The sequence below is a fragment of the Parasalinivibrio latis genome (assembly GCF_036825535.1).
Taxonomy (GTDB): Bacteria; Pseudomonadota; Gammaproteobacteria; order Enterobacterales; family Vibrionaceae; genus Parasalinivibrio; species Parasalinivibrio latis.
Genome location: NZ_CP098812.1, coordinates 3,071,508 through 3,084,842, shown reverse-complemented (window position 1 = coordinate 3,084,842; position 13,335 = coordinate 3,071,508). Strand labels below are relative to the sequence as shown.

The 13,335-nt window shown below is 51.7% G+C and carries 3 protein-coding genes (1 of these 3 cut by a window edge); all 3 read right to left on the bottom strand.

Annotation, left to right across the window (positions count from 1 at the left end; genetic code table 11):
• Positions 1-1,383 carry an HlyD family type I secretion periplasmic adaptor subunit gene (locus tag NF212_RS14100; protein WP_434356672.1) on the bottom strand — a complete coding sequence of 461 codons (1,383 nt, stop codon included), beginning with the start codon at positions 1,381-1,383 and terminating at the stop codon, positions 1-3.
• Positions 1,376-3,550 (bottom strand): type I secretion system permease/ATPase, encoded by a 2,175-nt coding sequence (locus NF212_RS14095; protein ID WP_434356670.1) that lies wholly within the window; start codon positions 3,548-3,550, stop codon positions 1,376-1,378. The genes NF212_RS14100 and NF212_RS14095 overlap by 8 nt, the downstream gene beginning before the upstream one ends.
• Positions 3,551-3,635: 85 nt before the next feature.
• Positions 3,636-13,335, bottom strand: partial view of an Ig-like domain-containing protein gene (locus tag NF212_RS14090; protein ID WP_434356668.1) — the 3' portion only. The gene runs 17,510 nt beyond the window's last position; only the last 9,700 of its 27,210 coding nucleotides appear in the window; its start codon lies beyond the right edge, outside the window; the stop codon is at positions 3,636-3,638.

The following is a 13,335-nucleotide window of genomic DNA, read 5'->3' as shown; positions in this document are numbered from 1 at the left end:
TCAGCGCTCTCTCAGCGCAGTGTCTCTTGCTCTTAAAATCGGGTTGAGGATGTAATCCAACACGGTGCGTTTCCCGGTAATGATGTCCACACTGGTCAACATGCCGGGGATAATTGGCATTGGAGTACCGTCTTTTCGGGTCAGATTCGACTTCTCTGTCCTGACTCTGACCAGATAGAAACTGTTGCCCTCTTCATCCTGGGTCGTATCAGCACTGATATGCTCCAGCGTGCCATTCAAGCCCCCATAGCGGGTGAAATCATAAGCGGTTACTTTGACTACGGCAGGTAACCCGGAGTGAAGAAAAGCGATATCCTTCGGCTGGATTTTTGCTTCGATAAGCAGCTGGTCTTCGGTGGGGACAATTTCCACAATGTCTTCACCGGAGCGTACGACGCCCCCCAGCGTGTTGATATGAATTGTCTTGATGGTGCCGTTTACCGGGGAGGTGATAACAGCTTTGTTCACTTTGTCCTGTGAGCCCACTTTTGCCTGGTTTAGGCGGGATAACTTGGTTTGCAGTTCGTTCAGCTTGGCGCGGGTTTCGTTGTTGAACGCCAGCACGGCTTCCCTGCGCTTGAGAATGGCTTCATCCTGCCCGGCTTTTACTTTGGGCTGCATCTGTTGAAGGGCTGAAATTTCCCCACGAATATCATTTAGCTGGCGTTGTAATTTAAGCAATTCAACTTCTGGCACTATCCCTTTTTTAGCCAGGGGTTTGGTAAGCTCTAGCTCACGAGAAACCAATTTCGAACTATTTTTCAGTGTTTGGATTTTGGTTTTCAGCTCCTGGATTTCCTGCTGTTTTTGCAGGATCTGGCGAGCCTGAATCTCAAGTTTATTGTTCAAATCATCCAAGCGGCCTTCGTACTCCAGCCGTTGGCGGGACACCAGTTCTGGTTCATCTGCAATCAGTTCGGAAGGAAAAACCAAATCTGCTTTTTTTACCCGAATCTGTTCACGCCAGTTCTGGGATACAGGCGCCAGTTCGATACTGGCCAACTCCTGCTGCATTCGAAGTATATTGGCTTCCAGACTGGAACCTTCTTCTTCCTGCTGGGCGACATCTGAGCGGAAACGGGTATCGTCGATACGCGCCAGAGGCTGGCCTTCTGTGACGATCATGCCTTCTTTAACGTACATCGCCTGGAGAATACCGCCGTCCAGGCTTTGTATAACCTGTACCTGGGAGGAGGGGATGACTTTACCGTCTCCCCGTGTCACCTGATCGAGAGAGGATACGGCTGCCCAAGCAACAAATGCCCCTACCATGGCAACCAGTGCCCATATAATAATCCGGTAGCGTACAGGTGCTGAAATCATCATGGCACCGTATACATCATCGGTCATTTCAAGTTCGTTGGCATTCAGGCGTTTAGTCATGCGAAGCCTTCTTCTGACGTGCTTCAGCAGCGTTTATGCCTTTGCTGAGTTCCTTCAGGACTTTGTCTCTGGGACCATCAAGTAATATCCTGCCTTTTTCCAGAACAATGATGCGGTCTACCAGTTTCAGCAAAGACATTTTGTGGGTGACCATGATCATGGTGCGATCCTGGCTGACACGATCCATTGCGTGCATGAATTGCTTTTCGGCATAGGCATCCATACTGGCGGTTGGTTCGTCCATCAGGAGGATAGGGGGGTCATTCAGAATGGCTCGGGCGAGTGCAACAGCCTGCCGCTGACCGCGAGAGAGTGCTTCACCACGTTCTCCCACTTCTTTATCCAACCCCTCAGAGTCCTGAGAGGTGAATTGCCCGACACCGGAGAGTTGAACCGCGCGAATAAGTTGGTGTTCCGTCACCTGACGTGTACCGAACAGGATGTTGTCCCGAACGGAGCCGTGGAAAAGCGTGATGTCCTGAGGCATATATCCTACATTGCGGCGCAGGTCTGCCGGGTGAATCTGCTTACTGTCCACACCATCAAAACGAAGGCTTCCCTGGGAAGGCTGATAGAGCCCGGCAAGCATTTTTAATACGGAGGTTTTTCCTGAGCCATTTTTACCAATAATGGCAATGTTTTCCCCTGCTTTGATAGTAAATGAGCTTGGGTACAGCACAGGCTTTTCAGTATTGGGGTAGCTGAATGAGATGTTATCGGACTGGAGGTGACCGGTAAGCCGTTTACGGCTGATTAGGTGTCCCTTGTCTGCAAACTCGTCCTCTTCGTTCATGATGGTGTTGAGTTGACGAAGGGCGCTGGCGGTTTGGTTACCTCTGGTCAAAAGGCTTGCAAGCTGGGCCATTGGCGAGACAACACGCCCGGAAAGCATTACTGCCGCGATAATGCCACCCATTGATATATCCCCATCAGCAACCCTGTGTACCCCAAAAATCACTACACCCACTGAGGTCAGCTGAGTGACAAAGGTTGCCAGGTAGGAAACTGACTGGGAGATTTTTTTAACCTTTAAGTTCCAGTTCGCTGTGTGGGCAATCATCTGTTGCCAGGTTTTCTGTACGATGCCTTCTGCGACGTTGGCTTTGATCGATTCAATTGCTGTAAGGCTCTCAATCAGGTGGCCATTTTTCAGGCTGGCATATTTGTTACTTTCTTCGATAGCAGCCCTGAGCTTTGGCTGGATCGCAAATGTGTAGCCAAGGATAAAGAGGCCAGAAACGAGAGGAACCGCCGCAAGGTCACCTGCGACTACATAGATAATGAACAGAAACATTACCGCAAAGGGTAAGTCGACCAGCGCAGTAATTGTTGCGGACGTCAGCATATCCCGCACGCTGTCGAATTCACTAAGCTGTTTTGCCATGCCTCCGACACTGGGGGAACGTTTTTCAAGCGGCATTCCCATTGCTTTTGCGAACAGCCGGGATGAGACAATGATATCGATCTTTTTGCCGGCAATATCGATCAGTGAACTCCGGAGATTTCGCAGGATATAGTCGAAAAAGAAGGCAATAGCAGCACCACTGGCGAGTACCCACAAGGATTCAAAAGCCAGGTTGGGTACGATTTTGTCGTACACGTTCATCATGAACAGCGGGGAAACCAGTGCAAAAAGGTTAACGACTACTGATGCAATCAGCGCATCCCTGTAGATAGGGCTTGCGTCCCTGACCATCGACCACAGCCAGTGCCCTTTGGTATTGTGCTGGTGGAGATCAACACTTTGATCCCCTCGGTACTGCTTTTTGACTAGTAATGCATAACCCACATAAAGGGCTTCAAGCTCCTCTATGGGAAGTTCCGTTTCACCCCCATTTTCAGGTAATTGAATTACTGCCCGGTTGTTGGTGGTGTCAAATTCCCTTAGCAGGCAGGCTTTCTGATCTTTCAGTAAAAGTACACAGGGCAACAGCAGGGGACTGATGTTATCCAGTGGTTTACGAATCAGGCGGGAGGTTAATCCCGCACGTGAAGATGCCTGGGGAAAGAGATCAGGTGAAAGTCGGGCTCCGGACATCGGTAAACCTGCAACCAGTGCTTCACTGGAGCAAGGTGTGCCATAGTGCTCAGTAAGGAGCACCAGGCAGTCCAGAAGTGGATCCTCAGTGGTTTGTACGGAGGCTGGAATGCTCCACTGAGGTTTCATGTTTTCTGCAGCTCTCACTGTTTGTTACCTATCCTTGCAGGTCGAGGTACATCAACGTTGAATCTCTTACGAGATGGGAAACCCATCACAGGTAATCCTGCACTGGGTCTTCCAATGGGATATGAGTATTGTTTACTATATCCGTACTCACAGCATTTTCAAACAGTTGCTTAACATTTTCATCCTCAAGTATGCCATTTTTGATAACACCGTTTTCATCGGTGATATCATCTAATGTGACATTTTGAAGAATGATTTCCTGATTCCAGGTATGGTCTCCATCGGTATCTACACGCAGTACCAATGATCCATCCCGGTCAAAAATGTCTACCTGATCTGCATCCAGGATTTGCTCATTTTTATCTTTTACCAGGTCGGTAAGATCCAATCTGCTTTCACCAACTACAAAGTCCATAACGGTGTCAGAAACCGCGATACCTTCAACATCAGCACTGTGCCAGGTAAGCTCTTCGTCACCGAGGCCACTAATCATGTTGTTCTGAATCAGGGAGTCATTTTCGGCGCCTTCATTTGCAAACCACACATCTGCCATATCACGGGTTTCCCCGTCAGTTGTTGTGTAGTCAGACACTTTGCCCAGTCGGTTGGTTGAGCTGTACTCATCGCCATCCTCTGCGTTGAGGTTGAGAGATGCGACCCCTGCCTCATCAAGGCTAAGCAGCTCCCCTTCATCCGTAACACCGTCGTGATCGGTGTCTACCCAAACCTTCAGTTCATCAAAGATTGCATCATCCTTATTGATGATACCGTCTGCGTTGGAATCATGTTGGGAGAGTGCGACATAGCCATCCTGAGCAAGGCTTCCATCAGCAAGGCGGGTGTCAGAGCCGAACAACTCTGAGCCATCATTGATTACCCCATCAGCGTTGATATCCCGGACCAGCAGGCCATCATTGCCTGATATCCAACCGGTTTTGGTTTTTACGCCATCGCCGTCGAAATCGAAGTTAACGCTGTCGGTCATTACACTGCTGGTATCAATACCGTTGCCGTCCAAATCCAGCACGATAGGTGTGAGACTCGGTGCAATGGTGATGGTATCAACGTGGCCTGAGGTCTTACCTTTCGCTGTGAGGATCCCGTCCTTAGTGAATAGGTCATACCCGCTCTTGGTAAAGTTCCCGCTGTTGTCAGCCCATACGGTGTAAGTTCTGCCGTCTGGGCCGATCAATTCAACTTTCTCTCCACTGCGCCAGCCGTTTCCTGTTACCCACTCTTTATTGCTGCCGTCGGCATGCCAATGGACGTGACCACCCGTTGAGTTACTCATATTCCGGTAACCCTTGTCGATAACGGTTACTGTGTCAGAAACCTGTCCTCCGCCGATATGGGTTTCACCTGAAGCAGGCTGTGCCCTTAGAAGCAGTGTTTTGTTACCGTCAGAGATGTTGTCGTTTATGGGTTTCACGCGGAGCTGAATTTCAGTCTGGTTGGCTGCAAAGGTCAATGGTCTGCCGCTTTCAAATTCAGCCCATTTTGAACCATTCCAGTACTGGTAATTACCCATGTCTTTATTAGACACATATGACCCGGAGCCGGTGTAGACGCTTACTTTGGCTTCTACTTCCTGATCAACCTGCTTGCTGAGTCTGAGTTTGAAGTAAGCCCAGTTGCCTTCGTTAACCTGGCTGTAAGAATTCGTGTCAACCAGACTCAAGGTAGGCTTATCGGCTTCATCCGTGATGTCCGCAGCTTCTGATGTGACCCAGCCCTGGCGGCCTATCACAGCAGCCCGGATCTTAATGGTCTCATCACCTTCATAGACATTGTCATTGAGGGTCTGGGCATAGAGGCGTACCCCGGAATGGCCGGCAGGGACAGTAATATTCGCCTGATAGCTGTTGGAGCTGTTCAGTACCACTTCCCCAATCTTCTGGCCGGACAAGTTGTAGACATATACCCGGCCTGAGTAGTCGCTACCGTGGTCTGCTTCATGGTAACTGTCATGGAAATTCAGGCGTACCGTTGTTGCCGTTTGGGATGGGTTATTAAGCTTGAGTGTCCACCCTGGGGTGGTACTGCCTTCCACGCCGTCACGCAGGTGTTCAATTGACGCAACTCGCGGTGCAGCATCATCGTTGTTGATAGTACCAGTCGCAGTAGTAGTGGTTTTAACTACACCGGTTGAGCCACCGTGTTCAGTAACCTTGATGGTGACAGTTTCGTTGCCCTCATAGACTGAGTCTTCTGTAGTAGCCAGACGAACCTTAAAGCTCTTGGTACCGGCAGGGACAATAAGCATATCGCCGTAGTACTTGGTCGCTCCCCAGGTTTTGCCACCGTCATACGATGCCTGGAAATAACCTCCACTGGCCGTGTCTTTGCCTATTTCGCCGGAGCCGTTGGCAAAGTTTACTTCAGTCCAGGAGTTACCTTTGGTTGCTGTATGTACCGATACATTCCAAACCAGATAGCCGCCTTCAGACACAGAGGTATTGCCAATTTGCCATTGAGGCATATCGGCTTCATCTGTGATGTAGGCAGCCGCAGAGGTCACCCAACTGCCCTGTCCGGAGGCAGTGGCCTGGAACTTGATGCTTTCTTTCACCTCGTAGGTGGCATCGTCTTTTGGTTGAGCATAAACCTTAAGCGCCTTCACACCGGCCGGTACCGTAAAGTTGGATGTCCAGCCGTTCGAACCGTTAAGGGTTACAGAGCCGATTCTGGTGCTGCCATTGTAGATATGGAAGACACCGGTGTAGTCCTGATTGAAGGTGGCGTCATGCAAGCCGTCATTTACACGGATTGTCACGGTGTTATTAGATGTAGATGTCTTGTCCAGGTTCAGTGTCCAACCTGCCCACTGTCCGCCTTCTACACCATCTTGCAGGCGGGTGATAGTGGTAACTTCCGGCTTGTCGGCTTCATCCGTGATGTCCGCAGCTTCAGAGGTGACCCAACCCTGGCGGCCAATAACAGCCGCGCGGATCTTGATGGTCTCATCACCCTCGTAGACGTTGTCATTGAGGGTCTGGGCGTAGAGGCGCACACCGTTGTGGCCGGCCGGTACCGTGATGTTAGCTTGATAGCTGTTGGAGCCATTCAGTACCACTTCCCCGATCTTCTGGCCGGAGAGGTTGTAGACGTACACACGTCCTGAGTAGTCAGCACCGTGGTCTGCTTGATGATAGTAATCATTGAAATTCAGGCGCACCGTGGTTGCTGTATCAGATGGGTTGTTGAGGTTCAGCGTCCAGCCAGGGGAGGTGCCTCCCTCGACGCCGTCACGCAGATGCTCAATTGAGGCTACTTTAGGAGCCGCTTCATCTTCGGCAATGGTGACGGTACCGGATTTCAGTACGGACTGTCCTTCCGCCTTGGCGCGGATAGTAAAGGACTCGTTGCCCTCATAGGTACCGTCTTCGGTAGTCGCCATACGCACCTGGAAGGAGGTCTTGTTGGCAGGCACTGTTATCCAGTTACCGCGGCTGAAATCGCCGGAAGCTTTAGTCCAGCCACTGCCATAGTTGACCCACAGATCTTTGGTGTTGAAATCTGTTCCTTCGGTTGCTGTCCCTCCGTATGCATCAACCCAAACGCGTGTGGTAGACGTCGACGCATTGCTCAAGCTGACTGTCACGGATGCGCTGTCACCTTCATTTGCTGTGACATTGGAAACAGATTTTACGTAAGGCTTGTCCGCAGCATCGGTGATGGTACCAATAGCTGTGCTGGTGGTGAAAACGACACCCTGGTCATTACCATTTGAGCCTGCTGATTCAGTGACCTTCAGTCGGATAGTTTCATTGCCTTCGTAGATGTTGTCATCATTGGTTTTGAGGCGAACCTTAAAGCCGGATTTACCCGCAGGAACAGAGATCTTATTGCCATAGTAAATCGTCGTATTCCAAGTTTGGCCGCCATCAACTGAGACCTGCCACGAACCGGTATCACCGGAGGTAGTGATATTCTCGAAATCAATCGAGGTCCAGCTTGATGCTTTGGTTGGGGTGTGCAGGGATACATTCCAAACCAGATAGCCGCCTTCAGCAACAGAGGTATTGCCAATTTGCCACTGAGGCATATCGGCTTCATCGGTGATGTAAGCAGCCGCAGAGGTCACCCAACTGCCCTGTCCGGAGGCTGTAGCCTGGAACTTGATGCTTTCGTTGCCCTCGTAAGTGGCATCGTCTTTTGGTTGAGCATAAACCTTAAGCGCCTTCACGCCAGCCGGTACCGTAAAGTTGGATGTCCAGCCGTTGGAACCGTTAAGGGTTACAGAGCCGATTCTGGTGCTGCCATTGTAGATATGGAAGACACCGGTGTAGTCCTGATTGAAGGTGGCATCGTGCAAGCCGTCATTTACACGGATTGTCACGGTATTATTAGATGTGGATGTCTTGTCCAGGTTCAGTGTCCAACCTGCCCACTGTCCGCCTTCTACGCCATCTTGCAGGCGGGTGATAGTGGTAACGTCCGGCTTGTCGGCTTCATCCGTGATGTCCGCAGCTTCAGAGGTGACCCAGCCCTGGCGGCCAATAACCGCTGCGCGGATCTTGATGGTCTCATCACCCTCATAGACATTGTCATTGAGGGTCTGTGCGTAGAGGCGTACCCCGGTATGGCCTGCAGGAACAGTGATGTTCGCCTGATAGCTGTTGGAGCTGTTCAGTACCACTTCCCCAATCTTCTGGCCGGACAGGTTGTAGACGTACACACGTCCTGAGTAGTCAACGCCGTGGTCTGCTTGATGATAGTAATCATTGAAATTCAGGCGCACCGTGGTTGCTGTATCAGACGGGTTATTAAGGTTCAGTGTCCAGCCAGGGGAGGTGCCTCCTTCAACGCCGTCACGCAGGTGCTCAATTGAGGCTACTTTAGGAGCCGCTTCATCTTCAGCAATGGTGACGGTGCCGGATTTCAGTACGGACTGTCCTTCCGCCTTGGCGCGGATAGTAAAGGACTCGTTGCCCTCATAGATACCGTCTTCGGTCGTTGCCATGCGCACCTGGAAGGAGGTCTTGTTGGCTGGTACGGTGAGCCAGTTACCGGCACTGAAATCGCCGGAGGCTTTGGTCCAGCCACTGCCATAGTTGACCCACAGATCTTTGCCGTTGAAGTCAGTGCCCTGGACGGCATCACCGTTGTAAGCATCGACCCACACTTTGGTTGTGGTGGTAGAGGTATTACTGAGGGTGATGGTTACGGCTGCAGTATCCCCTTCGTTGGCGGTGACATTGGAAACAGACGTAACAGTTGGTTTGTCCGCAACATCGGTGATAGTACCAATCGCCGTACTAGTGGTGAAAACGACACCCTGGTCATTACCATTTGAGCCTGCACTTTCTGTTATTTTCAGGCGAACGGTCTCATTGCCTTCATAAGTGTTGTCATCATTGGTTTTAAGTCGAACCTTAAAGCCGGATTTACCCGCAGGCACAGAAATTTGGTTACCGTAGTACTTAGTTACTCCCCATGTTTGCCCGCCATCAAAAGAGGCTTCCCAACTGCCGGTATCGCCGGATGTGGTAATGTCCTCAAACTCAACCTTGGTCCAGGTGGCAGCCTTGGTTGGAGTGTGGAGAGATACGTTCCACACAAGATAACCGCCTTCAGCGACAGAGGTATTGCCAATTTGCCATTGAGGCATATCGGCTTCATCGGTGATGTAAGCAGCAGCAGAGGTCACCCAACTGCCTTGTCCAGAGGCCGTAGCCTGGAACTTGATGCTTTCGTTGCCCTCGTAAGTGGCATCGTCTTTTGGTTGCGCATAAACCTTAAGCGCCTTGACGCCAGCCGGTACCGTAAAGTTGGATGTCCAGCCGTTCGAACCGTTAAGGGTTACAGAGCCGATTTTGGTGCTGCCATTGTAGATATGGAAGACACCGGTATAGTCCTGGTTGAAGGTAGCGTCATGCAAGCCGTCAGCGACACGGATAGTCACTGTGTTGTTGGTTGTGGATGTCTTATCCAGGTTCAGTGTCCAGCCTGCCCACTGTCCGCCTTCTACGCCATCTTGCAGGCGGGTGATAGTGGTAACGTCCGGCTTGTCGGCTTCATCTGTGATGTCAGCAGCTTCAGAGGTGACCCAACCCTGACGGCCAATAACAGCTGCACGGATCTTGATGGTCTCATCACCCTCATAGACGTTGTCATTGAGGGTCTGCGCGTAGAGGCGCACACCGGCATGGCCTGCAGGTACTGTGATGTCAGCCTGGTAGCTGTTGGTGCTGTTCAGTACTACTTCCCCGATCTTCTGGCCGGAGAGGTTGTAGATATACACGCGGCCGGAGTAGTCGGCTCCGTGGTCAGCCTGATGGAGGCTGTCCGCAAAACTCAGGCGTACCGTGGTAGCCGTTTCAGATGGGTTGTTGAGGTTCAGTGTCCAGCCCGGCGCGGTGCCACCCTCAATGCCATCACGCAGGTGCTCGATAGAGGCGACCTTAGGCAAGGCTTCATCGTCTGTGATGGTGACAGTACCGTATTTCGCGGCAGACTGGCCATCGGCTTTGGCGCTAATTCTGAAGGTCTCATTGCCCTCATAGATACCGTCTTCCGTGGTTGCCATGCGCACCTGGAAGGAGGTCTTGTTGGCTGGTACGGTGAGCCAGTTACCGGCACTGAAATCGCCGGTGGCTTTGGTCCAGCCACTGCCGTAGTTGACCCAGAGATCCTTGCCATTGAAGTCACTGCCCTGAATAGCATCGCCATTATGGCCGTCTATCCATACTTTGGTGGTGGATGTGGAGGCTTTGTTCAGGGTGACGGTTACTGCGGCTGTGTCCCCTTCATTGGCGGTGACATTAGATACGGATGTCACTACAGGTTTGTCTGCATCATCAATGATGTCGGCAGATTCAGAGGTGACCCAACCCTGGCGGCCAATAACAGCTGCGCGGATCTTGATGGTCTCGTCACCCTCATAGACATTGTCATTGAGGGTCTGGGCATAGAGGCGAACACCGGCATGGCCAGCAGGTACTGTGATATCTGCTTTGTAGCTGTTAGTGCTGTCCAGAACCACTTCACCGATTTTTTGGCCGGAGAGGTTGTAGACGTATACGCGGCCTGAGTAGTCAGTGCCGAGGTCGGCCTGGTGATCTGCATCATTAAAATGCAATTTCACTGTAGTCGCGGTATCGGATGGATTATTTAGGTTAAGTGTCCATCCAGATGACCTACCGCCTTCCACACCATCACGCAGGTGCTCGATAGAGGCGACGATAGGTGCAGCTTCGTCGTCTGCAATGGTGACGGTACCCAGTTTCGCAGCAGACTGGCCTTCGGCTTTGGCACTAATACTGAAGGTCTCATTGCCCTCATAGATACCGTCTTCCGTGGTTGCCATGCGCACCTGGAAGGAGGTTTTGTTGGCAGGTACGGTGAGCCAGTTACCGGCACTGAAATCGCCGGTGGCTTTGGTCCAGCCACTGCCATAGTTCACCCATAGATCCTTGGTATTGTAATCTGTACCTTCGGTCGCGGAGCCGCCATAGGCATCGACCCATACCTTGGTCGTGGTGGTAGAGGCTTTGTTCAGTGTGACGGTGACCGCGGCTGTGTCCCCTTCATTGGCGGTGACATTAGATACGGATGTCACTACAGGTTTGTCTGCCTCATCAATGATGTCTGCAGCTTCAGAGGTGACCCAACCCTGGCGGCCAATAACCGCTGCGCGGATCTTGATGGTCTCGTTACCCTCATAGATATTGTCATTGAGGGTCTGGGCATAGAGGCGAACACCGGCATGGCCGGCAGGTACTGTGATATCTGCTTTGTAGCTGTTAGTGCTGTCCAGAACCACTTCACCAATCTTTTGGCCGGAGAGGTTGTAGACGTATACGCGGCCGGAGTAGTCAGTGCCAAGGTCGGCCTGGTGATCTGCATCATTAAAATGCAATTTCACTGTAGTCGCGGTATCGGATGGATTATTTAGGTTAAGTGTCCATCCAGATGACCTACCGCCTTCCACACCATCACGCAGGTGCTCGATAGAGGCGACGATAGGTGCAGCTTCGTCGTCTGCAATGGTGACGGTACCGGATTTTGCGGTGGATTGGCCTTCAGCTTTGGCGCTAATACGGAAGGTCTCATTGCCCTCGTAGATACCGTCTTCCGTGGTGGCCATGCGCACCTGGAAGGAGGTCTTGTTGGCAGGTACGGTGAGCCAGTTACCGGCACTGAAATCGCCGGTGGCTTTGGTCCAGCCATTGCCGTAATTTACCCAGAGGTCCTTGCCATTGAAGTCACTGCCCTGAATAGCATCGCCATTATGGCCGTCTATCCATACTTTGGTGGTGGATGTGGAGGCTTTGTTCAGGGTGACGGTTACTGCGGCTGTGTCCCCTTCATTGGCGGTGACGTTGGAGACTGACTGGACAACCGGCTTGTCGGCTGCATCAGTGATATTGGAAGCATCTGAGGTGATCCATCCAGTACCGCTTCCCCATACAACCCCCTGTATCTTAATGGTTTCTGTGCCTTCATAGATGTTGTCATTGAGGGTCTGGGCGTAGAGACGGACGCCACTTTGTCCCGCAGGAACTGTTATGTCAGCCCGGTAGCTGTTGGTGCCATCAAGTGTTACTTCACCCAGTTTTGTGCCGGACAGTGAATATACGGAAACTTTACCTGAGTAATCTGAGCCGTGTTGGACATCGTGGAGCGAATCTGCAAACTGCAGTTTCACCGTTGTGTCTTCAATCGTGGCTTTATCCAGATTAAGCGTCCATCCGGGAGAAGTGCCTCCTTCTACACCATCGCGAAGGTGATCTATTGAGGCAACTTTAGCGCCATACGCCGAGTAGCTTTCCGAGTCTGTGACTGTGATCTGGTTACCTGCACTATCAGTGGCAGTGACACTGGCCTGAATCGTACGGTCAGAATCGGCAGAGAGCGCAGAACCAGGAACCGAGACACTAAACGATTTATCAGCTTGAACTGTACCCGTGTAGGTCGTGTTATTGACAGTGATGCTTACCGTATCGCCCTGCTTTGCGTCACCAGAAACCATACCGGTTATGGCTACATTGCCAGCAGCTTCCGAATTGTCGATAGCATCATCAGCCGTGATATTTGTATCTAGCGTAATTGTTGCATTGGCTGTGGTGTCGACAGTGTGCGTCGAGGTTGTGGAGCTGGTCACTGGGTTGCCGGCAGCATCGGTTGAGCTGACACTCACGGTAAAGCTGTTATCGGCGGCGAGGTCCGTGCCATCGACATTGACATTCCAACTGCCGTTGGTACCCACTGTGGTGGTGTAGTTCTGGCCGTTGATGGTCATGGAGACCGTATCCCCGGCAGAAATATCCCCACCGGATGCAGTACCGGATACGGCAATGGTCTGCTGACTTTCCGCCGCGTTGATGACATCGTCAGAAGTGATCTTGTTGACGGACACCGTACCGGCTTGTGCAGACGTATCGACAGTGTGCGTTGAAGTTGCCGAGCTGGTGACCGGGTTGCCGGCTGCGTCGCTGGAGGCGACATTAACTGTAAAGCTGTTATCCGCCGCCAAATCAGAGCCAGCAACATTCACACTCCAGTTGCCATTGCTGTCAACGGTGGTGGTGTAAGACTTGCCATTGATGGTCATGGAGACGATATCCCCGGCAGAGATATCCCCGTCGGTTGCCTTACCGGATACGGCAATGGTCTGCTGACTTTCCGCCGCGTTGATGACATCGTCAGAAGTGATCTTGTTGACGGACACCGTGCCGGCTTGTGCAGACGTATCGACAGTGTGCGTTGAAGTTGCCGAGCTGGTGACCGGGTTGCCGGCTGCATCGCTGGAGGCAACATTAACTGTAAAGCTGTTATCCGCT